The sequence below is a fragment of the Pseudomonas sp. YuFO8 genome (assembly GCF_035065025.1).
Classification (GTDB): domain Bacteria; phylum Pseudomonadota; class Gammaproteobacteria; order Pseudomonadales; family Pseudomonadaceae; genus Aquipseudomonas; species Aquipseudomonas putida_AE.
The window spans coordinates 53,669-78,851 of sequence record NZ_JAXDEQ010000012.1 but is presented as its reverse complement, the minus strand read 5'-3'; the positions used below and the strand labels follow the sequence as shown (position 1 = coordinate 78,851).

Here is a 25,183-nt window from a genome sequence, read left to right as displayed (position 1 = left end):
GTGCTGAATGGCCTACAGACACTTAAGAGCCGCTTTATAACAAGGGCTCTAAAAAGCTGTCAAGGAAGCCCCCCAGGCAAATACGTACTAATGCGTGCTAATTCTTTCCTTAGAATCTGCGTCACGTTTCTCATCCTTCGCGACTATCTCCGGAGCCACATCCGGTAAGGGCTCCGGGGCGTATTGCAGCGCAATTTGCAGGACCTCGTCAATCCATTTAACTGGTTTAATCTGAAGATCTTGCTTGATATTGTCCGGAATTTCCTTCAAATCGCGAACATTCTCTTCAGGAATGATCACGGTCTTGATTCCGCCACGATGCGCGGCCAGCAGTTTTTCCTTCAAGCCGCCAATCGCCAATACCTGGCCACGCAGGGTAATTTCACCCGTCATGGCAACATCTGCACGTACCGGGATGCCGGTCAGTGCCGAGACCAATGCCGTGCACATGCCCACGCCGGCGCTAGGGCCGTCTTTCGGGGTCGCGCCTTCCGGCATGTGGATGTGCGTGTCGCGCTTCTCGTGGAAGTCCAGGGGAATGCCCAGGCTCTTGGCCCGGCTGCGCACAACGGTCAGGGCTGCGGTGATCGATTCGACCATCACGTCACCCAGGGAACCGGTCTTGATCAGCTGGCCTTTACCCGGTACGACAGCGGCTTCGATGGTCAGCAATTCACCGCCCACCTGCGTCCACGCCAGGCCGGTCACCTGACCGATCTGGTCCTGCTGCTCTGCCAGGCCGTAGCGGAATTTACGCACGCCCAGGAAGTGTTCCAGATCGTCCGCAGTGACCTTCACAGAGAAGCGTTTTTCCAGCGCATGCTCTTTGACCGCCTTGCGGCAGACCTTGGCAATCTGGCGCTCCAAGCCCCGTACACCGGCTTCGCGGGTGTAGTAGCGGATGATGTCGCGGATCGCTTCGGCGTCGAATTCCAGCTCGCCTTTCTTCAGGCCGTTGGCCGTGATCTGCTTGGGCGAGAGGTATTTGACGGCGATGTTGATCTTCTCGTCTTCGGTGTAACCCGGCAGACGAATCACTTCCATCCGGTCCAGCAGCGCCGGTGGAATGTTCATGGAGTTGGAGGTGCACAGGAACATCACATCGGACAGGTCGTAATCGACTTCCAGATAGTGATCGTTGAAGTTGTGGTTCTGCTCCGGATCGAGCACTTCCAGCAACGCCGACGCCGGATCGCCACGCATGTCGCTGCCCATCTTGTCGATTTCATCGAGCAGGAACAGCGGGTTGCGCACACCCACCTTTGTCATCTTTTGAATCAATCTTCCTGGCATCGAACCGATGTAAGTACGGCGATGACCACGAATTTCCGCTTCATCGCGCACGCCGCCGAGGGCCATGCGCACGAATTTACGGTTGGTGGCGTGGGCAATGGACTCCGCCAGCGAGGTTTTACCCACCCCGGGAGGACCTACCAGGCACAACACCGGACCACGAATCTTCTTCACGCGCTTCTGCACGGCGAGGTATTCAAGAATGCGTTCCTTGACCTCTTCGAGGCCGTAGTGATCGGCGTCGAGAATGTCTTCTGCGCGAGCCAGGTCAAGGCGCACTTTACTCTGGGCCTTCCACGGCACCTGGACCAGCCAGTCGATGTAGGAACGCACCACAGTCGCTTCGGCGGACATCGGCGACATCTGCTTGAGCTTGTTCAGCTCGGCCGTCGCCTTGGCCAGGGCGTCTTTCGGCAGGCCGGCGGCATCGATGCGCTTTTTCAGCTCTTCGACTTCGTTATGCCCTTCGTCGCTGTCACCGAGCTCTTTCTGAATGGCCTTCATCTGCTCATTCAGGTAGTACTCGCGCTGACTGCGCTCCATTTGCTTTTTGACACGACCGCGGATGCGTTTTTCGACCTGCAGCAGGTCGATCTCGGCATCCAGCAAGGCCAGCACGTGCTCGACACGGGCCGACAAATCGATGATTTCGAGAATTTCCTGCTTCTGCTCGATCTTCAGCGCCATGTGCGCGGCCATGGTGTCGACCAGGCGGCCTGGCTCATCGATGCTGTTGAGCGACGACAGGACCTCAGCCGGGACTTTCTTGCCCAACTGCACATATTGTTCGAACTGCGACAGCAGGCTGCGCACGAACACTTCCGACTCGCGCTCAGGCGCATCGACCTCGTCGATCAACGACACTTCGGCGCGGCAGTGGCCGTCCACTTCGCTGAAGCGCTCCACGGCGCCACGCTGCTCGCCTTCGACCAGAACCTTGACCGTGCCGTCAGGCAGCTTGAGCAGCTGCAGAACGGTCGCAATCGTACCTACGCGATAAAGTGCGTCTTCGCCGGGATCGTCGTCAGCAGGGTTTCTCTGGGCCAGCAGAAGGATCTGCTTGTCGCCCGTCATCGCGGCCTCGAGGGCTTCGATGGATTTCTCGCGCCCCACGAACAGCGGGATAACCATGTGCGGATAAACCACGACATCACGCAATGGCAGGAGAGGCAATTCGATGGTTGTCTTCATGATTTCGCCTCTACGGCGGCCATAAGGCCGGAAACAGATGGATGTAAGCTTGAAACCAAGATGGGGGCTGCCTTGAAAAAAAACAAGCACAAAGACAGTGTTAAAAAGTGCAAAAAGCAAAGGGGCCCGAAGGCCCCTTCTTTGTACCGGCTGCGTGACGCTTAGGCGTCTGGCGCGGCCTTGGCAGCAGGCTCACTGTTTTCATAGATATACAGCGGCTTGGACTTGCCTTCTATAACGCTTTCGTCGATCACCACTTTACTCACCTCGGACTGCGAGGGGATTTCATACATGGTGTCGAGCAGTACACCTTCGAGAATCGAACGCAGGCCACGGGCACCGGTCTTGCGTTCCAGGGCACGTTTTGCGACCGATTTCAGTGCATCGGCACGGAATTCCAGGTCTACGCCTTCCATCTCGAACAACTTGGCGTATTGCTTGGTCAGTGCGTTTTTCGGCTCGGTGAGGATCTGCATCAACGCAGCCTCATCAAGCTCGTCCAGCGTGGCCAGGACCGGCAGACGACCGACGAATTCCGGGATCAGACCGAACTTGACCAGATCGTCAGGCTCGACTTCACGCAGGGATTCACCGACTTTCTTGCCTTCTTCCTTGCTGCGCACTTCTGCACCGAAACCGATGCCGCCTTTGGTGGAACGGTTTTGAATAACCTTTTCCAGACCAGAGAACGCACCACCGCAGATGAACAGGATGTTACGGGTGTCGACCTGAAGGAATTCCTGCTGCGGATGCTTGCGACCACCTTGAGGTGGAACGGAAGCGACCGTGCCTTCGATCAACTTGAGCAGGGCCTGCTGCACGCCTTCACCGGAAACGTCCCGGGTGATCGACGGGTTGTCGGATTTGCGCGAGATCTTATCGATCTCATCGATGTAGACAATGCCCATCTGGGCTTTTTCCACGTCGTAATCGCACTTCTGCAACAGCTTCTGAATGATGTTCTCGACATCTTCACCCACGTAACCCGCCTCGGTGAGGGTGGTTGCGTCGGCAATGGTGAACGGAACGTTCAGCAAGCGGGCCAGGGTTTCGGCAAGCAGGGTTTTACCCGAGCCTGTCGGGCCGATCAGCAAGATGTTGCTCTTGCCGAGTTCGACGTCGTCGCTCTTCTTGTCACGCTGGTTAAGACGCTTGTAGTGGTTGTACACCGCTACGGCCAGAACCTTTTTCGCACGCTCCTGACCAATCACATACTGATCAAGGATGCCGCTGATTTCTTTAGGCGAAGGCAATTTATGCGCGCTGCTCTCGGCCTGGGCTTCCTGCACCTCCTCACGGATGATGTCATTGCACAGGTCGACGCACTCGTCGCAGATAAAGACCGAGGGGCCGGCAATCAATTTGCGCACTTCATGCTGGCTTTTGCCACAGAAGGAGCAATAGAGCAGCTTGCCGTTGTCCTCGCCGTTGCGGGTGTCAGTCATTCGTTCGATCCAAATCCGATAGGCTTGCAACACAAGATGAAGGCTATTGCGGGCTTTTTCAAGCCCGCTGGTGATCGGACCCGCCGACCACCCCTATTTTGAGCTGCTTATTTTACGCGGGGCGCTGGTTGATCACTTCATCGATCAAGCCGTATTCCTTCGCAGCTTCTGCACTCATGAAGTTGTCGCGGTTGGTGTCGCGCTCGATTTCTTCCAGAGTACGCCCGCTGTGCTTGGCCATCAGCGTGTTCAGACGCTCGCGGATGAAGAGGATTTCCTTGGCATGGATTTCGATATCCGATGCCTGGCCCTGGAAACCGCCCAGTGGCTGGTGAATCATCACACGCGAGTTCGGCAGGCAGTAACGCTTGCCTTTGGCACCGGCCGTCAGCAGGAACGCGCCCATGCTGCACGCCTGACCGATACAGGTGGTCGACACGTTGGGTTTGATGAACTGCATGGTGTCGTAGATCGACATGCCCGCCGTCACCGAACCGCCCGGGGAGTTGATATAGAGATGGATGTCCTTGTCCGGGTTTTCCGCTTCAAGGAACAGCAGTTGCGCACAGATCAGGTTGGCCATGTAGTCCTCTACCGGACCCACCAGGAAGATCACTCGCTCCTTGAGAAGACGCGAGTAGATGTCGTAGGCGCGCTCGCCACGAGCGGACTGCTCGACAACCATCGGGACCAGGCCCCCTGCGGCCTGGATATCAGAGTTCTGCTGAATATACGAATTACGGAACATGCTCTGCAGTCACTCCCAAATAGTTATGTCTTGAATACGCATAAGCCAGCTCGAGAGCTGGCTTATGTGTGTGCTTCTTAGCGCAAAAATGATCAGTCGGCTTGTGGAGCTTCTACCGGCTTGACCGCTTCTTCGTAAGAGACCGATTTGTCGGTCACGCTAGCTTTCTGCAGAACAGTATCCACAACTTGCTCTTCCAGCACAACCGAACGAACTTCGTTCAGTTGCTGGTCGTTCTTGTAGTACCAGGACACAACTTGCTCAGGCTCCTGATAAGCCGAAGCCATTTCCTGGATCATCTCGCGAACGCGGGCTTCGTCAGGCTTCAGGTCGAATTGCTTGACCACTTCAGCCACGATCAGGCCCAGGACAACACGGCGCTTGGCTTGCTCTTCGAACAGCTCGGCCGGCAGTTGGTCAGGCTTGATGTTGCCGCCGAACTGTTGAACAGCCTGCACGCGCAGACGGTCGACTTCGTTGGACAGCAGGGCCTTTGGCACTTCGATCGGGTTGGTGGCCAGCAGACCGTCCATGACCTGATTCTTAACCTTGGATTTGATCGCCTGGCGCAGTTCGCGCTCCATGTTCTTGCGAACTTCGGTGCGGAAGCCTTCCAGACCGGTTTCCTTGATGCCGAATTGAGCGAAGAACTCTTCGTTCAGCTCTGGCAGTTTTGGCTCGGAAACGGTGTTGACGGTCACGGTGAACTCGGCGGTTTTGCCAGCCAGGTCCAGGTTCTGATAGTCCTCAGGGAAGGTCAGGTTCAGAACGCGCTCTTCGCCGGCTTTAGCGCCAACCAGGCCGTCTTCGAAGCCAGGGATCATGCGGCCGGAACCCAGGACCAGCTGGGTGCCCTTGGCGGAACCGCCAGCGAACACTTCACCGTCGACCTTGCCAACGAAATCGATGTTCAGCTGGTCTTCGTTTTGAGCGGCGCGATCAGCCACTTCGAAACGGGTGTTCTGCTTGCGCAGGATGTCCAGCATCTTGTCCAGATCGGCGTCAGCCACGTCAGCGCTCAGGCGCTCTACGGTGATACCTTCGAAACCGGCAACGGTGAACTCAGGGAACACTTCGAATACGGCTACGTATTCCAGGTCCTTGCCCGCTTCCAGGGATTTTGGTTCGATCGACGGCGAACCCGCCGGGTTCAGCTTCTGCTCAACCACAGCTTCGTAGAAGGAAGACTGGATCACGTCGCCTACAGCTTCCTGGCGAGCGTCAGCACCGAAACGGCGCTTGATTTCGCTCATTGGCACTTTGCCTGGACGGAAGCCAGCAATCTTGGCCTTTTGGGCGGTCTGCTGCAGACGCTTGTTGACCTGGCTCTCGATGCGCTCAGCCGGCACGGTGACGCTCATGCGGCGCTCAAGAGCAGTAGTATTTTCAACAGAAACTTGCATGGATATTCCTCGTTGCACAGACGTTAGCCGGCCGTTTCCGACCCCAGAATCAAGGGCATGCATTCTAGTGGGTCAAACTCAAGAAGTCACCCTACTGAAAACGGGTAAAAACGCAGCAGGCAATTTATAGGTGCGAATGCACGAATGCACCTCGCCCCGATGGCAAATACAATCAATCACGCCAGGGCTCTGCGCCAACCTTTCTATATATAGAGGAGGTCGCCAATCATCTCCCTGGCAGCCGATCTCGCAAGCAAGGCCGGCGGGCAACACGGCATCATCGCGAAACATAAAAACGACGAAACGCCCTGCCCTTGCGACCCGGTACCTGCGGTCGCTGAATCTGCTGAAACAAAAAAGGCGCCAGACTATTAATCTGGCGCCTTTTCGAAATATGGGGTGGACGATGGGGATCGAACCCACGACAACGGGAGTCACAATCCCGTGCTCTACCAACTGAGCTACGCCCACCATATCGCGTTACTTGTGCCAAAGCTGCCTAATGGCGCACCCGGCAGGACTCGAACCTGCGACCATCCGCTTAGAAGGCGGATGCTCTATCCAGCTGAGCTACGGGCGCCTTGTTAATCTGTACTCTTGGAGGACTACAAACTAAGTGCTTTTCAGTCTTGCAGAACCGTAATCCCGCTCAACCTTCTCAACCAGTGCTAGGCTGTGCCCGACAAGTGCGACGAATAGTATAGAGCCCCCCGCAGGTCGTCAAATCCTTTTTGAAAAAAATTCATTTAATTAAAGGGGTTAGCGGAATTTGCAGACCAAGCGCCTTTGCCCTCACCGCATGACATGCGAGAATGCGCTCTCTTTTTTTCCCCTCTCGATGGTTAATCACGCGCAATGACTGCACAACTTATCGACGGCAAATCGATCGCCGCCAGCCTGCGCCAGCAGATCGCCCAACGCGTCAACGAGCGTCGCCAGCAAGGTCTGCGCACGCCGGGCCTCGCGGTGATCCTGGTCGGCAGCGATCCTGCCTCTCAGGTTTATGTCTCGCACAAGCGTAAAGACTGTGAAGAGGTCGGCTTCCTGTCCCAGGCCTATGACCTGCCTTCCGACACCACCCAGCAAGCGCTGGCCGACCTGATCGATCGCCTCAATGACGATCCGGCGATTGACGGCGTCCTGCTTCAGCTTCCTCTGCCGGAACATCTGGATGCCTCCAAATTGCTGGAACGCATTCGCCCGGATAAAGACGTCGATGGTTTCCACCCTTATAACGTCGGCCGCCTGGCCCAGCGCATCCCGCTGCTGCGTCCCTGCACCCCGAAAGGGATCATGACGCTGCTGGAAAGCACCGGCGCCGATCTCTACGGGATGAACGCGGTGGTGGTCGGCGCTTCCAATATCGTCGGACGCCCGATGGCGATGGAACTGTTGCTGGCCGGTTGCACCGTGACCGTCACCCACCGCTTCACCAAGGACCTGGCCGGTCACGTCGGCCGTGCTGACCTGGTGGTCGTCGCCGCCGGCAAGCCGGGCCTGGTAAAAGGTGAGTGGATCAAGGAAGGCGCGATCGTGATCGACGTTGGCATCAACCGCCAGGAAGACGGCAAGCTGGTGGGTGACGTGATCTACGAAACCGCCCTGCCCCGTGCCGGCTGGATCACTCCGGTGCCAGGCGGCGTTGGCCCGATGACCCGCGCCTGCCTGCTGGAAAACACCCTGTACGCCGCTGAAGCCCTGCACAGCTGAGGCGCAGGTAGAGGCAACCAGCGACACAAGGAACCCCGCCCATGGCGGGGTTCTTTTTTGCCCGCGGAACGGGATGACCATCCGCCGGAAAATGACGTTTTTTTCACGTTTCGAGGGTCTTTCACTCTGCCCTCGAACAACCATCGACAGTTATTCAGCCATACTCCAGAATGTCGCGCTTTTCGGGAAATAGCCCGTTACAAAAACGGCTTATCAACACTTTATTGAGTCTGCCAGCGTGAAAATCCGTCTTTCCATCCTGAGCCTATTTTTTGCAGTTACAGGGACTTTCCTCACGCCAATCGCCAGTGCCGACGAGACCACCGCAGCGCCGCGGGATACCAAGTCACTCAAGCTCGCTTCCGGCAGCTCCTTGCTGCTGGACCTGCAGACCAACAAAGTCATCTATGCCAGCAACCCGGACGTCGTCGTCCCCATCGCTTCGGTCAGCAAACTGATGACCGGCCTGGTCGTGGTTGAAGCCCGGCAGAACATGGACGAATACATCAACATCGACATCAGCGACACGCCGGAAATGAAAGGTGTGTACTCCCGGGTAAAACTCAGGAGCGAACTGCCGCGTCGGGAAATGCTGCTGATTGCCCTGATGTCCTCGGAAAACCGGGCCGCCGCCAGCCTGGCCCATCACTATCCAGGCGGCTATGCCGCGTTCATTGCCGCGATGAACGCCAAGGCCCGGGCCCTGGGCATGACCAACACCCATTTCGTCGAGCCGACCGGTCTCTCCGCGCGCAACGTATCGACCGCGCGCGACCTGAGCAAACTGTTGATCGCCGCGCACAAATACCCGTTGCTGACCGAGCTGAGCACCACCAAGGAAAAAACCGTCACCTTTCGTAAACCCGTCTATAGCCTGGGTTTCCGCAATACCGACCATCTGGTGCGCAAGCCGGACTGGGACATCCAGCTGACCAAGACCGGCTTCACCAACGCAGCAGGCCACTGCCTGGTGCTGGTGACCCGGATGAGCAACCGTCCAGTTGCCCTGGTGCTGCTCGACGCTTATGGCAAATACACGCACTTTGCCGATGCCGCGCGCATCCGCAATTGGGTTGAAACCGGCAAGAGCGCTGCCGTGGCTTCCGCCGCCTTGCAGTACAAATCGGACAAGAACCTCAAGCAGCGCCAGAGTGGCGTGGTTGAAGCTTCGAAGTAAGCCGGCCGCTACAGCAGACAAAAGCCCCGATCAATCGGGTAATGCTGTTCACTTTAGGTTGGAGGGCCCCAGGTGGTATTTGGATTAGGTGTATATCCATTCCTGCGGTAACGGCCACCTATGGTTTCGCTCTTACAGCGAGTCACTTGGAAAAGCCCCAAGTAACCAAGGGCTCTTGCCCCTGACGTTCGGTGCCTCGCTGTGGCTCGGCATGCCCTCGCTCCGGTCCTGCTCCGTGGGCCCGTCGCCATCGGCCATCCATGGCCGAGGGCGACTAAACCGGCATCCATGCCGGTTTACCCACTGCGCAGAACCTCCACTCGGCCTCTCGATGGGGCAAGAAAATCAAAAGCCAAAGCAAAAGCGAGGCGGCCTGACAGCCGACCTGATTAAGGGACCTGTCTACGATCCAATTGTGGGAGCAAGCTCGCTCCTACAGGGGAACGTGCTCACTTGAAACCAGGTCGGCTGTCAGGCCGCCTCGCTTTGCTTTTGATCGTGGCGCCCCGTTAAACCACGATGGCCGAACGCAGGCATTGCGTAGTGGGTAAACCGGCAGGACGCCGGTTTAGTCGCGCTGGGCCAGGGACGGCCCATCGCGGCGACCCACGGAGCAATGCCTTCGATACGGCATGCCGAGCCACAGCGAGGCACCGAGTGGTGGGGCAAGAGCCTTTTGGTTACTTTTGGGCTCTTCCAAAAGTGACTCGCTGTAAGAGCGAAACCATAAGTGGCCGTTACCGCAGCAATGGATATTCCCCCAATCCAGTTCTTAACAACACCATGCTTAAGTGAACAGCATTACACCATATCGTGGGCTTTTGGATGGGGAAGGCCTGCCTTCAGGCATAACTCCTGAGGGCCACCGGAGGAATGAACGCTTCAAGCTCATCCTCCACGGCTTCGATTATTCGCTCGACGTCGGCGGCATTCATGACCGTCGAACAGGGGATACCGGCGATGGCGATCATGGTCTCGCCACTGGCCCGATCAAACAAACGGGCAATCATGCTGCCCGGGGCGTCCATGCTTGCCTCGAAACCCATGGGATGGAAATGCCAGCGCATCAGCTGGCAGGCATTTGGAAAAGTGACCTTGCTGAACCCTCTATTCATGTGTTGCCCGCCTTCTTTATCGAGCGCTTCCGTTAGCTCACGTTAGGTGGGAAGAGCCTTCATTGGCTCAACCAGTGACAGTCTTTAAAAGTAGCAGCTGGATGTGAAAAAAATGTGTTTTTTTCAGGCCGTTTGGCAATTGCTGCGATTCTTTTGATGCAGGTCACGTGCGCCAACGTTTGCGCAATGGCCAGCCACTGTTAGCCATTGAAGGCGCGGGCAAACTTGGGCAAGCTCGGCACTTTTTAACGAGACTTACCATGCATGCCGAGGATGATGGCCCGCTGCAAACCCAGGCCACGGGCGAGACGGTCATGCGTTATCACTTGCGCTGGAAACACCGCGATCTGGACGGGGTCATGGCGCTGTATCACCCCGAAGTCCAGTACAGCGATTTTTTCCAGAACCGGGTGATGGGGCTGGCTGAGTTGCGGGACTATGTGCACAGCAGCATGCCCCGTGACCCGGACGAAGCCCTGGAACACACGGACCGCATCCGCCTGGACGGCAACACTGCGTTCATCCAGTACCGCATCACCCTGCGCGGCGGTGAGGGGTTGGTGTCGTTTCGCGCCAGTGAAGCGATCACCGTGAAGGACGGGCTGATCTGGCGGGTCAACGAATACGCTTCGCTGGTTCACGAACAGCCAACCGGCAAAAACACCGCCAGCCAGCGCCCGGCGGTCAGTCGGCTGGGCCTGTCGCCGCGGCAGTTGAGCTTCATGGCCGACGACCTGCAACAGTACTTCCAACGCCAGCAGCCTTATCTCGACCCTGAGCTCGACCTGCAGCGGGTGGCGCAGGAGTGCGGGTACAGTCGCAACCAGATTTCCTATCTGCTCAACCAGGTGCTGGGGCAGAGCTTCTATCGCTACGTCAACCAGGCACGCCTGCAGCACCTGCTCAGCGCCCTGGACAGCGCCACGCCACCGGTGCGTATCGACGAGCTGGCGTTCGCCGCCGGTTTCAATTCCCTGTCGGCGTTCTACAGCTGTTTCCGCCAGCACACAGGCCTGTCGCCCAAGGCCTACGTCAAACAGATTTCCTTGCGTGCACGCGCGCAAGACAGTGCCTGAGCCCGCGCATTAGGATCAACGCCATCGAAGTCTGAGTGGCGGAGTCTTGCATGTCGGCGTGGCGCACTATCAGTTTGTGGATGGACCAGCTCGACGAGCCCCTGGTGGCGCGTGCGGCGCTGGAACAGGATCTGGACGTCGACGTCGCCATTATCGGCGCGGGGTATACCGGGCTCTGGACCGCGTACTACCTCAAGCGCCAGGCGCCCGACCTGAACATCGTCATCATCGAGGCGCAAACCGCCGGTTTTGGCGCCTCGGGGCGCAATGGCGGGTGGTTGATGGGCAATCTGCTGGGCGAAGACCGGCTGCTTGCCGCCTCGTCACCCGAGCAACGTCGCGCCTCTTACGATTTGCTTCATGGCATTCCCGATGAAGTGAAAAACGTCATCGATCGTGAAGGCATCGACTGCGATTATCGCAAGGGTGGCGCGCTTTATTGCGCAGCCCGCTATCCCGAGCAGGAGGCCAGCCTGCGTCAGTACCTGGACAAGCTGTACAGCCAGGGGCTCAACGAGAACGATTACCGCTGGTTGAGCCCGGAACAGTTGGCGCAACAGATCCGCGTGGCCAAACCTTACGGTGGTATCTACGCGCCACACGTCGCGACCCTGCACCCGGCGAAACTGGTCCGCGGGCTGGCGCGTGCGGTCGAGCGCCTGGGCGTCAGGATCTACGAGAACAGCCCGGTGAATCATTGGCAGTCCGGCAGCCTGCGAACGGCCCGGGCCTCGGTGCGCAGCCGCTGGGTGGTGCCGGCGGTCGAAGGCTATTCGGTGACCTTGCCGCCGTTGGGGCGTTATCAGTTACCGGTGCAAAGCCTGATCGTGGCCACAGAGCCATTGTCGGCCGCCACCTGGGACGAAATCGGCCTGAGTCGTGGCCAGGCTTTCAGCGAAAGCAGTCGCCAGGTCACCTACGGCCAACGCACGGCAGACAACCGGTTGATCTTCGGCGCCCGTGGCGGCTACCAGTTTGCCGGCAGGCTGCGCCATGACTTCGACCTGACGCACAGCGAAATCGAATTGCGCCGGTATCTGTTCGGCGAACTCTTCCCACAGCTGCGCAATGTGCAGATCACCCATGGCTGGGGCGGCAACCTGGGCATGTCGCGGCATTTCAAGCCACACATGCTGTGCGACCAGGCCAGCGGCATCGCCGTGTCCGGCGGTTATGGCGGGGAGGGCGTCGGCGCCAGCAACCTGGGCGGCAGGACCCTGGCCGACCTGATCCTGCAACGCGACACCGAGCGGGTCCGCCAGCCTTGGGTGTCAACCGGGGGTGGACTGAACGCACTCAAGGCCTGGGAGCCCGAACCCTGCCGCTGGCTCGGCTACAACGCGATCATCCGCAGCTTCGTCCATGAAGACCAGACCCTGGCCAACCCAACCAGCGCGCCCTGGCGGCGAAAGCTCGCCAGCGGGGTTGCAGGGTTCATGGAAGGTTTCATGCACTAAACAGCGTTTTCTTCACTGACAGGTACTCCCATGCGCATCACCCAATTCAAGAACACCGCCACCCTGCAACTGCAAGAGTCGAACCCGGTCGCCGTGCCTTTGGGCACGCCGGTGGCGGTGGCTTCGACCACCAGCGTCGAACGCGACGACGGCGTCGAGACCGGCGTCTGGGAATGCACCCCGGGACGCTGGCGGCGGCAGATCGTCGCCCAGGAATTCTGTCACTTCATCCAGGGGCGTTGCACCTTCACCCCGGACGAAGGTGAAACCCTGCACATCGAAGCGGGCGACGCCCTGATGTTGCCGGCCAATAGCCTCGGCGTCTGGGATATCGAGGAAACCGTGCGCAAGACGTACGTCCTGATTTTCTGAACGCAGGTCCCTTGATTGCCTGCCGAACTCCAACAACAAAAACAGCCCCACAGGAATCGACCCATGTCCCCAAAGTCACTAGTCCTGGCGCCGCTGATGCTGTGCGCTGCCATCAGCCAGGCGGCCGAGACCGTCAAGATCTACAACTGGTCGGACTACATCGCGCCGGACACCACGAAGAACTTCCAGAAAGAGACCGGCGTTGCCTTCACCTACGACGTCTACGACAGCAATGAAACCCTCGATGGCAAGTTGATGACCGGAAGGTCAGGGTACGACGTGGTGTTCCCGTCCAACCACTTCATGGCGCGGCAAATTGAAGGCGGCGCCCTGAAAAAGCTCGACAAGGCGCAGTTGCCCAACTGGAACAACCTCAACCCGGTGTTACTCAAGGCGTTGCAGGGCAACGATCCGGGGAACGAACACGGTTTCCCTTACCTGTGGGGCAGTACCGGCATTGGCTACAACATAGCCAAGGTCAAGGCGGTCCTTGGCGAAAACGCGCCAGTGGATTCCTGGGACCTGATCTTCAAACCCGAGAACATGCAGAAGCTGCAGAAGTGCGGCGTGGCGATCCTCGACAATGGCCCGGAACTACTCCCTGCGGCACTTAACTACCTGGGTCTGCCACACCACAGCAAAAACCCGGAAGACTACAAGAAAGCCGAAGCGCTGCTGCTCAAAGTGCGGCCTTATGTCAGCTATTTCCACTCATCCAAGTACACCAGTGACCTTGCCAACGGTGATGTCTGCGTGGCGGTCGGTTTCTCCGGCGACATCCTGCAAGCGGAAAACCGCGCCAGGGAAGCCAACAACGGCATAGAGATCGGCTACGCGATTCCCAGGGAAGGCGCCGCCATCTGGTTCGATATGGTTGCCATGCCCGTGGACGCCCCGGATGAAAAGGCCGGTTACGCCTTCATGAACTACCTGCTGCGGCCAGACGTCATGGCCAGCATCAGTAACCATGTGCACTACGCCAACGGCAACGAACAGGCCGACAGCCTGATCGACCCGGACATCAAGAATGACACCAAGGTTTATCCGAGCCCGGACATGATGGGGAAACTGTTTGCGCTCGAAGCGATGCCGTTGAATATCGACCGGATTCGCACGCGAGTCTGGAACAAGATTCGCACCGGCAGTTGAAAACCTCACCCTGGCCATCGGGACAGAACGTCCCGGTTGCCTTTCAAAGCAGCGCGACGCAGATCAAGCTGCCGGATCGACCGTACAAGTCATTGCTCCGGAGCCCGGCATTTGTAAAAGGGTCTCGCTGCCGTTTTGCCAGAAGCTGTAGTCGCCTCGAAAGTCCTTGCCCTTGTACTGGGTGCCGGAATAGTTCGACACCTGGTCAAGGATGACTGAGGCGTTGGCCCATTTCAGGTAGACGACACCCGGCTCTGCATTGAAGAAGGTTGCAGTGAGCACCCCGTTAAACCCGGTGCAACGATAGGCGACGGGGCCTTCGGTGAGCCTGCTGGGATCCTTGGTCCGGGCAATCGCCGAACCTTGACGTAACAGGTGCGCGCGCTCGACGTAGCTGCGGATCGTGCATGCCTTGGCTTGCGTCCCGGCACACTGATTGCGGGCGTGGACCCAGAACTGCTGATCAAGCTCGACTTTGTTCGGAGGCGGTACCGAATGTGCATCCGTGAGCGCCAGCAGATAAAGGCGTTGCAGCTCCCTGTCCATTTGCGCCAGTTGGCTATCGCGACAAATCAGCTTTTCAATGGGCTCCCTGGCCGAGGCGCAATCGAAGCTGGTGTTGAAGGTTCGCGCGGGCGTCGCGGCATTTGCACAAAGACTCGTGGAAGCCCAGGCGCCGACCGCGAGGAGGGAAGTCAAAAGTGGCGTGACCATTTTCATTTCGACACCATCATCCGGTCGCACTGGGTCTATCGCAGTGTAAGGCAGTGCTCGAAACCTGCCACACCAGCAGAGCAGAGCAAAAATGATTCGCGGACTCAGTCTTCCTCTCGAACCGTGGCCACTTCATCAGCCCTGACCTTCACCGTCGCCCCGGAAATATCCTCGAACTCGTAGAAGCCATCCTTGTTCTTGGTTTTCGGCATGTCCTTGGTCAGGTACTGGGTGCCGTTCTGCAGGGTAACCACCGTGGGTGTCGAGCAGCCAGCCAGGGCAAAAAAGGCTGCTACCGCCAGGGGAAAACCCAGAGTCTTGATGTTCATAGTCACCTCTCATTGTTCATTGAAACCGGACGGCTGCCGCAAGCGAGTGCAGCTGCATGGCGATTGGTACGATGGAACGGCGGAAAGTTCGCTGCCTGGGGCAAAAAACCCTTGGAGTACCGCCGCTTATCCTTTTCCGTTTGCATGGGGCAGGGCGTTACTGGTATCTGTATGCATAACCAGTGCTCGATATTCATGGCCCCTTTTCCCGTGACCGCAAATCCTCTCGACGATCCGTTCTATTACCTCAACAACTTCATGCAAGTGCTTGATTGGCTTGAGCATCGCTATGCCGACGTGTTGAGCGACGAAGAGCATCGCTTCATCAACGACTTCAAAGACTTGCCCCGCGAGTCCCGGGCGTTGCTGGTCAGGATGGTCATGCGCAAGGGCGTTCACTTCCGGGCCAGCAAGCTGTATTACGCCGAGATCGGTGACATCCCCAGCGCCGCCCAGCCATTGCTGGCGCTGGGTTGGCTCGACGACCGCCAGCCGTTACCGGTAGAGGCGTTGTTTGAAGTGTTGCTCAAGGCGGAAATACTGCAATGCCTGGGCAACGCGATTGTTAAACCCAAGGGTAAAAAGACCGACTGGCTGCCGGATTTGTGCGCGCAGTTTCCTCAAGCGCAGCCCTTCGACGACTGGTGTCCGGCGCTGAACGACCGCTTGTTCAGCCTGACCATCATGGGCCTGTGCGATCGCCTGCGCTTGATGTTTTTCGGCAATGTCTACCAGGACTGGTCCGAATTCGTCCTCGCGGACCTGGGTATCTTTACCTATGAAAAAGTGGAGTTTAGCGACGATTCCCGGGGCTTGCGCAGTCGTGAGGACGTCGATGCCTGCCTGTTCCTCTACCAGTGCCAGCAGCTGTTCGAGGCTGGCGAGGCGGTGGCCGACATCGCCGTGCAGATCAACGGCCTGGCGCTGAGCAATCCCTGGCTGCAGAGGCGCCGCGACAAGCAGTTGTTCCAGATGGGCCAGGAGTGCGAGCGCGTCGGTGATTTCCCTGCCGCGTTGAGCCTGTACCGTGACTGCGCGTATCCCGGCGCGCGGGTGCGCATGATCCGGGTGCTGGAGCGTTGCGGCGAGTACCAGCTGGCCCTGGACCTGGCTTGTATGGCCGAACAGTCACCGCAAAACGCCGCGGAGCAGCAGCACCTGTTGCGTGTCCTGCCCAGGCTGCGGCGCAAGCTGGGCGGGCCGGCGGTCAAGCGTGTGGCTCCCCGGGAGATGTTGCGCCTGGACCTGCAACTGAGCAGGATCGACCCTTTGTTGTCGGTCGAGGACCATGTACAGGCGCACCTGGGCGAAGAGTCGGCACCGGTTCATTACGTCGAAAACAGCCTGATCAACTCGCTGTTCGGCCTGCTGTGCTGGCCGGCGATTTTTGCCCCGCTGCCGGGGGCGTTTTTCCATCCGTTCCAGCGCGGTCCGGTGGACCTGTTGAGCGAAGACTTCCATGGCCGCCGGGCCGAGTTGTTCCAGGCCTGCCTCGGCGAACTCGACGACGGGCGCTATCGTGCAACTATTCGCGCGCGTTATGCCGAAAAATGGGGGGTACAGTCGCCCTTCGTGTTCTGGGGCGCACTCAACGAGGCGTTGCTGGAGCAGGCGTTGGACTGCTTGCCGGCCGAGCACCTCAAGCACTGGTTCAACCGCTTGTTGCTCGACATCAAGGCCAATCGCGCGGGCATGCCGGACCTGATCCAGTTCTGGCCGCAGGAAAAAACCTACCGCATGATCGAAGTCAAGGGACCGGGGGATCGCCTGCAGGATAACCAGCTGCGCTGGCTGGCGTTCTGTCATGAGCACCGGATGCCGATTGCCGTGTGTTATGTGCAATGGGCGGAGCAGGGCGCTTGAGCTACAGCATCGCGGTACGGGCGTTGTGTGAGTTCACCGCCAAGGTCGGAGACCTCGACTTGCGTTTCACCCCGTCGCCGACCGCGCTTGAAGGTATCGTCGGGCACCGCACAGTGGCGTCACGGCGCAGTGATGGCTACCAGAGTGAAGTCGCTCTCGAAGGTTCGTTTCAGGGCCTGACGGTCAGGGGCAGGGCGGATGGCTACGAGCCCGGGCAAAACTGCCTGGAAGAGGTCAAGACCTACCGCGGCGACTTGAGCAAGCAACCGGCCAACCACCGTCAACTGCACTGGGCACAGGCTAAAATCTATGGCTGGCTGATGTGCCGCAAACTCGACCTGGCGCAGATCAACCTGGCGCTGGTGTATTTCGATATCGTCAGCGAAAAGGAAACCTGTCTGGTCGAGGCCTTCGACGCCGCCGAACTCGGGCAGTTCTTCGAACACCATTGTGGCCTGTTCCTGCACTGGGCCGAACAGGAAACGGTCCATCGCCAGGGGCGTAACCAGGCGGCGCAAGAGCTGGCGTTTCCCCATGCCGACTTTCGCCCGGGGCAGCGTCACCTGGCCGAATCGGTGTTCAAGGCCGTCAGCACCGGCCGCTGCCTGATGGCCCAGGCCCCCACGGGGATTGGCAAGACCATCGGCACCCTGTTTCCGCTGCTCAAGGCCCTGGCGCCGCAGCAACTGGACAAGGTGTTCTTTCTCACGGCGAAAACCCCTGGACGCAAGCTGGCCCTGGACGCCGCGCAGGTGATCCTGGCGCGCGCCGATGCGCCGCCCCTGCGGGTGCTGGAGATGATCGCCCGGGACAAGGCCTGTGAACACCCTGACAAGGCCTGCCACGGTGAATCCTGCCCGTTGGCCCAGGGCTTCTATGATCGCTTGCCGGCGGCGCGCCAGGCCGCCAGCGAGCTGAGCCTGCTGGACCAGAGCGCATTGCGCCAGGTCGCCCTAGAGCATGAGGTCTGCCCGTATTACCTGAGCCAGGAAATGGCCCGCTGGGCCGACGTGGTGGTAGCCGATTACAACTATTACTTCGATTTCAGTGCGCTGTTGTTCGGCCTGGCCCAGGCCAATACCTGGAAAGTCGCGGTGTTGGTCGACGAAGCCCACAACCTGGTGGAGCGCGGTCGGCAGATGTACAGCGCCAGCCTCGATCAATCGACCCTCGATAGCGTACGAAAAACCGCCCCCGAGGCTTTGAAAAAGCCGCTGCAGCGGGTCAACCGCGAATGGAATGCCCTGCATAACCAGCAACTCGGTGCCTATCAGGCCTACGACAAACCGCCGGAAAAACTGCTCCAGGCCTTGTCGTCGTGCAGCGCCAGCATCGGTGATTACCTGAACGATCATCCCCAGGGGCTGGACAGTGCATTACAGAGCTTCTACTTCGAGGTGCTGCAGTTCTGTCGGGTGGGCGAGCTGTTCGACCAGCAGTACCTGTTCGACATCAGCAAGCGCGACCTCGAACGCAAGCGCAACCTTTCGCAACTGTGCCTGCGCAATGTGGTGCCCGCCGGCTTCATCGGGCCGCGCCTGAGCGCTGCACGCAGCACCGTGCTGTTCTCGGCGACCCTCAGCCCTCGCCACTATTACGCCGATTTGCTGGGTACCCCGGCGAATACCGTGTGCATCGACGTCGAGTCACCCTTTCATGCCGATCAGTTGCACGTGCAGATCGTCAACCAGATCTCCACGCGCTTTGTTCATCGCCAGGCCTCCCTGGGGCCGATCGTCGAGTTGATCGCCCAGCAGTTCCGGCAGCGCCCCGGCAACTACCTGGCGTTCTTCAGCAGCTTCGATTACCTGCAGCAAGTGGCGCAGTTGCTGGCCGAGCGCTATCCCGCAATCAACCTGTGGTCACAGTCCCGAGGCATGGCGGAGGCGCAGCGCCAGGAATTCCTCGACCGCTTCACCGCCGAAAGCCAGGGTGTGGGCTTCGCGGTGCTGGGTGGGGCGTTTGGCGAAGGCATCGATTTGCCAGGCGCACGCTTGATCGGCGCGTTCATCGCCACCCTGGGGCTGGCGCAGCTCAACCCGGTCAACGAGCAATTCAAGCGACGCATGGCGGCCCTGTTCGGCGCAGGCTACGACTACACCTACCTGTACCCCGGCGTGCAAAAAGTGGTGCAAGCCGCCGGCAGGGTGATTCGTACCCAGCAGGACCAGGGCGTGGTGATGTTGATCGATGACCGGTTTGGCGAGAGCAAGGTCAAGCACTTGTTGCCGCGCTGGTGGTCAATTGCACCGGCGACTGTTCAAATGGACGGTTTATCGCATACTTCAGAAAAACAGCAGTGGATGTGAGGGATCAATGAGCGAAGTTCGAACCCAGGCCGAGATCAACGAAGACAGGCGCCTGCGCCTGCTGATCGATGCAGTGGTGGACTATGCGATCTACATGATTGATCTGGATGGCATCATTACCAGCTGGAACGCAGGAGCCCGGCGTTTCAAGGGTTATGAGGAAGCGGAGATTCTCGGCCAGCATTTCTCGCGCTTCTATACCGATGAAGATCGTCGTGCCGGCTTGCCCCAGCGGGCGCTGGACACGGCCATCCGCGAGGGGCGTTTCGAAGGCGAAGGCTGGCGCGTGCGCAAGGACGGCACGCATTTCTGGTCCCACGTGGTGATCGATCCGATCTACGACCCGACGGGCACGCTCCTGGGGTTTGCCAAGATCACCCGTGACCTGACTGACCGCAAGATGGCCGAAGAGACCCTCAAGCAGAGCGAGCAACAGTTTCGGTTGCTGGTGCAGAGCGTCACCGACTATGCCATCTACATGCTTGCCCCGGATGGCCGTGTGACCAACTGGAACCTGGGGGCCCAACGCATCAAGGGTTATTTGCCCGAAGAAGTCATCGGCCAGCATTTTTCCATGTTCTACACCCCCGAAGACCAGGCTGCCGGCTTGCCAGCTTGGGCACTGGAGATTGCGACGCGCGAGGGACGCTTCGAGAACAAGGGTTGGCGGGTGCGCAAGGATGGCACGAGGTTCCTGGCCCATGTCGTGGTCGACCCGATCCGGGGAGACACCGGTACCTTGCTCGGGTTTGCCAAGATCACCCGCGACATCACCGAAGCGACCGAGGCGCAGCAGGCGCTCGAGCAAACCCGCGAAGCACTGTTCCAGGCGCAGAAGATGCAAGCCATCGGCCAGCTCAGCGGCGGGATTGCCCACGACTTCAATAATCTGCTGACCGTCATTCTTGGCAACCTGGAAATTGTGCGCAAACGCCTGGCCGACGACCCGAAAATAGTCCGTTTGCTCGACAACGCCACCCAGGGTGCTTTGCGCGGCGTGTCCCTGACCCAGCGCATGCTGGCCTTTGCCAGGAAACAGGAGCTCAAGACGGAACCTGTGGATCTCGCCGATCTGGTGCAAGGGATTTCCGGGCTGCTGCGCAGCTCTCTCGGGCCTTCGGTGGCATTGGAAGCCCGTTTTCCCGCGCAGCTCGAGCCGGTCATGGCCGACGTCAATCAGCTCGAACTGGCGGTGCTGAACCTGGCCACCAACGCCCGCGATGCCATGCCCAATGGCGGCAGAATCGTCATCAGTGCCCGGGTCGAAACCATCCCTGTTCAAAATAGGTCTTTCCCGAAGGCGGGACGTTATGTGTGCCTGAGTGTCACTGACACCGGCGAGGGGATGGATGAAGCGACACTGGCCTCGGCGATGGATCCGTTTTTCACCACCAAAGGGCTTGGCAAGGGCACAGGACTGGGCTTGTCGATGGTCCATGGCTTCATCGAGCAATTGGGTGGGCGATTCATTTTGAAGAGCCAGAAAAACCAGGGCACTACCGCGGAGTTGTGGTTGCCAGTGGCCTCGGCAAACGCCGTGATGGCGCCCGTTATCGAAGAGCCGGCAGAGCCGGAAGTTCCTCGGTTGTGCATACTGGTGGTGGATGACGACAGCCTGGTGCTGACCAGCACCTGCCTGTTGCTTGAAGACCTCGGCCACCGCGTGATCACCGCGACGTCCGGTGTACAGGGCCTGGAGCAATTCGAGAACAATCCGGCCATCGATCTTGTCATCACCGACATGGCCATGCCGCACATGAGCGGCGCGCAGCTGGCGGATGCGATCCGAACGCTTAAACCCGATATGCCGATTATCCTGGCTACCGGTTATGCCGATCGGCTGGAAGGCTTTGCTTCCGGGCTGCCGCGATTATCCAAGCCGTTTACCCAGCTGAACCTGGTGGAGATCATCGCGACGGCCCTGTAGGAGCCCGGCTTGCCGGCGAAGGCGTCGCTGAACATGGCGTTGGCCTTAAGGACGCCTTCGCCGGCAAGCCGGGCTCCTACAGGTATGGGCTGCCGCCGTTACAACACACCATCATCAAGCAGCCATATGCGAAGCCGCCATTTCCTTTTTCAGGCGGGCCTTCAAAGCCTCCATTTTTTCCCCAAGCTCATCCAGAGTCGCTTTCCCCAGCAACTTTTTAGCCTGGGGAAACATCTCGGTCTCTTCCTCTTCAATGTGGTGTTCGAGCAATTCCTTGACCACTTTGACGCGACCGGCGAATTCAGGTGTAGACGGGTCGGTGACTTTCAGGTCCGGCAGTACCAGGGAATCCACGGTGCGGTGTTCTTCCTTGGCTTCGTAATACATGATGTCCTGCTCCTTGCCGCCGGCTTCCTTGTAGGCCGGGTACAGGATGTCTTCTTCCAGGCGGGTATGGATGGAGATTTCCATTTCAAGCTTTTGAAGGAGATCGGTGCGCTTTTTCAGGCCGCGCTCGGTGGATTCGCTCAGTTGGCTGAGGATGCCTTTTACGCGTTCATGGTCGGCTTTCAACAGGTCTATGGCGTTCATGGTCAGGTCTCTCAAGTTGAGGGCAGCGCGAACGGTTTGTACCGCAGGTCACTCATCGTTGTAGAGCATTTGTCGTGCCGCTTCAGCTGCGTTAATAAAGTGCTTTTGAATCAATGGGTTATTTGCACTAATGGCCAATTGGGGCCATGCAGGCTGCATGAGGCCGGGCTTCGACTCATGCACTTCGCCACGGCAAAAGGATCCATCAGGCCGGCGGCGGCTTGTGCCGTTCATAGTGAGCGAGGATCGGTTGGGTACTGATCCCGTGAATCAGGATGCTCAGCGCCACCACCGAGAGCGTGAGGTCGGTGCACAGGGTCGCCATCGACGGCGCGAGGTCATGGTTCAAGGCGTAGAACAGGTAATAGAAGCTGCCGATGCCGCGAATGCCGAACCAGCCGATCAACAGCCGTTGCTTGCCGTCCAGCAGATTGCCCCAGGGCGCCAACCCTACAATCAGCGGCCGGATCACGCAGAACAGCGCCAGCGCAATCGCCAGCGCGCGCCAGTCCCAATGACCCACCAGCACCACCCCGAGCAGCGTCACCAGAAACACCTCCATGGCCCGCTCGACCAGGCTGCCAAATGACAACATGTCGCCCATCATGATCCCGGCCGCCACCTGCGCGTCCTCCAGATTCGTCACATCGCCATGCACGGCGGCATCGGGCTCGACGTTCTGATGACCGACCACCGGCTGCACCAGGTGTTCGGCCGGCACCTGTGAATGCCCCATCGACTTGACCTCGGCCCGACGCAAGCCCAGGGCCGCCGCGAACACCGACAGGAATCCGTAGCCGTGCACCGCCTCGGCGGCGACATAGGCCAGGGCGATCAGGGCAAAGGTCAGGTAGTCGTTGGGCGACAGGGTGCTGTCGGCATTCCTGATGCGCATGGACAACGTCAGGCGCCCAATGACACGGCCCATGATGTAGCCGACCAGCAAGCCGGCGGGCACCGCCCACAGCAGCCGCTTGAGCGCCCAGTCATCGAGCCAGGCGGTCGAATCACCGCCGCCTTGCTGGATAAACAGCAACCCCAGGATCACAAAAGGAAACGCTATGCCATCGTTGAGCCCGGCCTCCCCGGACAGACCGAAGCGCACGGCGTCGTCGTCCTTGGCATCGTTGACCTGCACCAGCGAGGCCAGTACCGGGTCGGTGGGCGCCAGGATCGCGCCGACCAGCAGGGACGGCCCCCACGGCAGGTCGAAGGCGTAATGCAGCAACAGGCAGACACCAATGATGGTCAGGACCATCACCGGTCCCGCGAGCCCGAAGGCCACGCGCCATTTGCGGTCCCTGAGGGGCAGGCGCAGCTTGAGTCCACAGACGAACAACGAAAAGAGCACCGCGACTTCCGTCAGGTGCTCCATCCAATAGGCGGCATCCTTGATGTCCAGCCTCAGCCAGCCCAGACCCGCCGGCCCGATGGCCACCCCGAGTGCCAGGCACACGGCCGAGGTGGTCACCGGCATCCAGCGCAGGAATGACGAGGTCAGTGCCAGCGTCAGCAGCACGGCGCCCAGCACCGCGACCCAGACAATGAAGCTCATGGCCCGGGGGTCATTGAGTGACGGTAGCGCGCAAGTACTCCGGCGTCAGTACGTTGAACCACAGCAGGATCATGCTCACCAGAATGGTGACCAGGACCAGCAAGCCGACGCCCCAGACGCAAACGGCATTGAGCACGCCTTGCTCCTTGCGCTCGTGCATGAAGGTCGGCAATCCGACAAACAGCAGGAATGTCGAGTAAGCCGAAGCCGCCGCCAGCACCAGGATCGCCAGCCAGCGACTCGGGTACAGGCCGGCAATGCCCGCCAGGAAAAACGGCGTGACCGTGTAGGCGGCAAAACCGATGCACTGGTTGAGCGTCGGGCGTGCGTCGAAGGTACGCGACATCCAGCGGATGAACACCCCCATGACGGCGACTCCAGCGAGCGTGCACAGATACAGCAAGGCGCACAGGTGCAGCGCGCTACGGTGGCTGAGGCGGACTGTTTCGTTTTCCGCCAGGCTCCAGCCGACGTAGGTGGTGCCAATGAACAGGCAGACGGCGGGGATCAAGGCCAGCAGGATCAAATGGGCGAGGTAGTGGCGAGGATGCGCTTCTTCTTCCTTGCGAATATCCGTCCACGCGAAGTTCGGCTGAGTGAACAGTTTGACGATAGGTGCGGACATGACGACCTCCAGGTATCGAAAGGCCCGCCGGGGAGGGCCCATGAAGAGTGGAGCGCTGGAGGCCTCGCCAGGTTCCATTTTTAAGGTGCGCTGTGCATCACAGGATCGGTTTGCCCCCGGTTACCCCGAAACGCTGGCCGGTGATGTAGCTGCCTTCGTCCGAGGCCAGCAGCACGTAGATCGGCGCCACTTCCACCGGCTGGCCCGGACGGCCGAGCGGGGTATTGGCGCCGAAATTCTGTACCGTATCCTCGGGCATGGTCGAGACGATCAGCGGCGTCCAGATCGGTCCCGGCGCCACGCTGTTGACCCGGATACCCTTTGGCCCGAGCATCTGCGCCAGGCCAGCGGTGAAGTTGGCGATCGCGCCCTTGGTCGTGGCATAGGCCAGCAGGGTGGGGTTGGGCATGTCGGAGTTGACCGAACTGGTGTTGATGATCGAGCTGCCGGGCTGCATGTGCTTGAGCGCCGCCTGGCAGATCCGGAAAATGGCGGTGATGTTGACGTCGAAGGTCATCACCCATTCTTCGTCGGAGATGTCCTCGAGGTTTTCGTGGGTCATCTGGAATGCCGCGTTGTTGACCAGGATGTCGATGCGGCCGAACCGCTCGACCGTTTTCTCCACCAGGGACTGGCAATGCACCTTGTGCGCCAGGTCACCCGGCAGCAGCAGGCATTGCCGGCCGGCTTGTTCAACCCAGCGTGCGGTTTCCTCTGCATCTTCCTGCTCATCGAGATAGGCCACGGCCACGTCGGCACCTTCACGGGCGAAGGCAATGGCCACCGCGCGGCCGATGCCGCTGTCGCCCCCGGTGATCAGGGCGATCTTGCCGTTCAGGCGACCGGAACCCTTGTAGCTCTGCTCACCGCAGTCCGGATAGGGATCCATTTTGCGTTGGGAGCCCGGGACGGGTTGCTGTTGTTTGGGGAAGGGTGGTTTTGGGTAGTCGTTCATCATCGATCTCCGGGTTCAAGGATGGGGGAGTCATAGGGTTGACCCTGGCCTTTTGTGCGGAGTTCGGTTGGATAATGTCCTGATGGCGGGTGAAAACCTTGTAGGAGCAGGCTTGCCAGCGAAGGCGCCCGAAAAGACCAACGCAATGTTCAAGGACGCCTTCGCCGGCAAGCCGGGCT

The 25,183-nt window shown here is 59.4% G+C and carries 20 protein-coding genes and 2 tRNA genes; 9 read left to right on the top strand and 13 right to left on the bottom strand.

Going from position 1 to position 25,183, the window contains the following annotated elements; genetic code table 11:
* Positions 1-87: 87 nt before the first annotated feature.
* The 6 genes from lon to SOP95_RS13190 form a co-directional block, all read right to left on the bottom strand.
* Entirely contained in the window at positions 88-2,484 is a 2,397-nt protein-coding gene (gene lon / locus SOP95_RS13215; RefSeq protein WP_046817997.1) for an endopeptidase La, read from the bottom strand.
* Positions 2,485-2,645: 161 nt separating this feature from the next.
* Positions 2,646-3,929, bottom strand: a complete 1,284-nt coding sequence (gene clpX / locus SOP95_RS13210) for an ATP-dependent Clp protease ATP-binding subunit ClpX (protein ID WP_046817996.1) — start codon at positions 3,927-3,929, stop codon at positions 2,646-2,648.
* Between the two features lie 112 nt (positions 3,930-4,041).
* A complete protein-coding gene (gene clpP / locus SOP95_RS13205) occupies positions 4,042-4,677 on the bottom strand; it encodes an ATP-dependent Clp endopeptidase proteolytic subunit ClpP (protein WP_274074631.1) in 636 nt (211 codons plus the stop codon).
* Between the two features lie 92 nt (positions 4,678-4,769).
* Positions 4,770-6,080 (bottom strand): trigger factor, encoded by a 1,311-nt coding sequence (gene tig / locus SOP95_RS13200; protein WP_323607340.1) that lies wholly within the window; start codon positions 6,078-6,080, stop codon positions 4,770-4,772.
* A 395-nt stretch (positions 6,081-6,475) separates the two neighbouring features.
* Positions 6,476-6,551, bottom strand: a tRNA-His gene (locus tag SOP95_RS13195).
* 32 nt (positions 6,552-6,583) lie between these two features.
* Positions 6,584-6,660 (bottom strand) — tRNA-Arg (locus SOP95_RS13190).
* A 275-nt stretch (positions 6,661-6,935) separates the two neighbouring features.
* On the opposite strand from SOP95_RS13190, the gene folD reads away from it, so the two are divergent.
* Together folD and pbpG are read left to right on the top strand one after the other, a co-directional pair.
* Positions 6,936-7,790: a bifunctional methylenetetrahydrofolate dehydrogenase/methenyltetrahydrofolate cyclohydrolase FolD gene (gene folD / locus SOP95_RS13185; RefSeq protein ID WP_274074629.1), complete on the top strand. Its 855-nt coding sequence runs from the start codon at positions 6,936-6,938 to the stop codon at positions 7,788-7,790.
* 238 nt (positions 7,791-8,028) lie between these two features.
* Positions 8,029-8,967, top strand: coding sequence for a D-alanyl-D-alanine endopeptidase (gene pbpG, locus SOP95_RS13180; protein ID WP_274074628.1), 939 nt, complete (start codon positions 8,029-8,031; stop codon positions 8,965-8,967).
* Positions 8,968-9,809: 842 nt separating this feature from the next.
* Here the strand turns inward: pbpG and SOP95_RS13175 are convergent.
* A complete protein-coding gene (locus SOP95_RS13175; RefSeq protein ID WP_274075793.1) occupies positions 9,810-10,082 on the bottom strand; it encodes a DUF1652 domain-containing protein in 273 nt (90 codons plus the stop codon).
* Between the two features lie 260 nt (positions 10,083-10,342).
* On the opposite strand from SOP95_RS13175, the gene SOP95_RS13170 reads away from it, so the two are divergent.
* From SOP95_RS13170 to SOP95_RS13155, 4 genes are all read left to right on the top strand, one after another.
* On the top strand, positions 10,343-11,158 hold the full coding sequence (locus tag SOP95_RS13170; RefSeq protein ID WP_323607339.1) for a helix-turn-helix domain-containing protein: 816 nt from the start codon (positions 10,343-10,345) through the stop codon (positions 11,156-11,158).
* Between the two features lie 50 nt (positions 11,159-11,208).
* Positions 11,209-12,615 (top strand): NAD(P)/FAD-dependent oxidoreductase, encoded by a 1,407-nt coding sequence (locus SOP95_RS13165; RefSeq protein WP_323607338.1) that lies wholly within the window; start codon positions 11,209-11,211, stop codon positions 12,613-12,615.
* A gap of 30 nt (positions 12,616-12,645) precedes the next feature.
* Positions 12,646-12,987, top strand: coding sequence for a cupin domain-containing protein (locus SOP95_RS13160; protein WP_323607337.1), 342 nt, complete (start codon positions 12,646-12,648; stop codon positions 12,985-12,987).
* Between the two features lie 63 nt (positions 12,988-13,050).
* Positions 13,051-14,136, top strand: coding sequence for a polyamine ABC transporter substrate-binding protein (locus SOP95_RS13155; protein ID WP_323607336.1), 1,086 nt, complete (start codon positions 13,051-13,053; stop codon positions 14,134-14,136).
* A 63-nt stretch (positions 14,137-14,199) separates the two neighbouring features.
* Here SOP95_RS13155 and SOP95_RS13150 read toward each other — a convergent pair whose 3' ends face one another.
* Positions 14,200-14,856, bottom strand: coding sequence for an MliC family protein (locus SOP95_RS13150; RefSeq protein WP_323607335.1), 657 nt, complete (start codon positions 14,854-14,856; stop codon positions 14,200-14,202).
* 98 nt (positions 14,857-14,954) lie between these two features.
* Complete coding sequence (locus SOP95_RS13145) at positions 14,955-15,179, bottom strand: YgdI/YgdR family lipoprotein (protein WP_323607334.1); 225 nt, start codon at positions 15,177-15,179, stop codon at positions 14,955-14,957.
* A gap of 195 nt (positions 15,180-15,374) precedes the next feature.
* Here SOP95_RS13145 and SOP95_RS13140 point away from each other — a divergent pair, with 195 nt between their 5' ends.
* From SOP95_RS13140 to SOP95_RS13130, 3 genes are read left to right on the top strand one after another with little or no spacing between them, the layout of a single operon-like run.
* The gene (locus tag SOP95_RS13140) at positions 15,375-17,042 is read left to right on the top strand and encodes a VRR-NUC domain-containing protein (protein ID WP_323607333.1); all 1,668 of its coding nucleotides are present in this window, start codon (positions 15,375-15,377) and stop codon (positions 17,040-17,042) included.
* Positions 17,039-19,351, top strand: coding sequence for an ATP-dependent DNA helicase (locus SOP95_RS13135; protein WP_323607332.1), 2,313 nt, complete (start codon positions 17,039-17,041; stop codon positions 19,349-19,351). The genes SOP95_RS13140 and SOP95_RS13135 overlap by 4 nt, the downstream gene beginning before the upstream one ends.
* 7 nt (positions 19,352-19,358) lie before the next feature.
* Complete coding sequence (locus SOP95_RS13130; RefSeq protein WP_323607331.1) at positions 19,359-21,278, top strand: hybrid sensor histidine kinase/response regulator; 1,920 nt, start codon at positions 19,359-19,361, stop codon at positions 21,276-21,278.
* Positions 21,279-21,392: 114 nt separating this feature from the next.
* Here SOP95_RS13130 and SOP95_RS13125 read toward each other — a convergent pair whose 3' ends face one another.
* From SOP95_RS13125 to SOP95_RS13110, 4 genes are all read right to left on the bottom strand, one after another.
* Complete coding sequence (locus SOP95_RS13125; protein WP_274075783.1) at positions 21,393-21,869, bottom strand: hemerythrin domain-containing protein; 477 nt, start codon at positions 21,867-21,869, stop codon at positions 21,393-21,395.
* A 205-nt stretch (positions 21,870-22,074) separates the two neighbouring features.
* A complete protein-coding gene (locus tag SOP95_RS13120; protein ID WP_274075782.1) occupies positions 22,075-23,424 on the bottom strand; it encodes a cation:proton antiporter in 1,350 nt (449 codons plus the stop codon).
* Positions 23,425-23,434: 10 nt separating this feature from the next.
* On the bottom strand, positions 23,435-24,049 hold the full coding sequence (locus SOP95_RS13115; protein WP_323607330.1) for a Yip1 family protein: 615 nt from the start codon (positions 24,047-24,049) through the stop codon (positions 23,435-23,437).
* Positions 24,050-24,146: 97 nt separating this feature from the next.
* Positions 24,147-25,004, bottom strand: a complete 858-nt coding sequence (locus SOP95_RS13110; protein ID WP_323607328.1) for an SDR family oxidoreductase — start codon at positions 25,002-25,004, stop codon at positions 24,147-24,149.
* Positions 25,005-25,183: the final 179 nt, after the last annotated feature.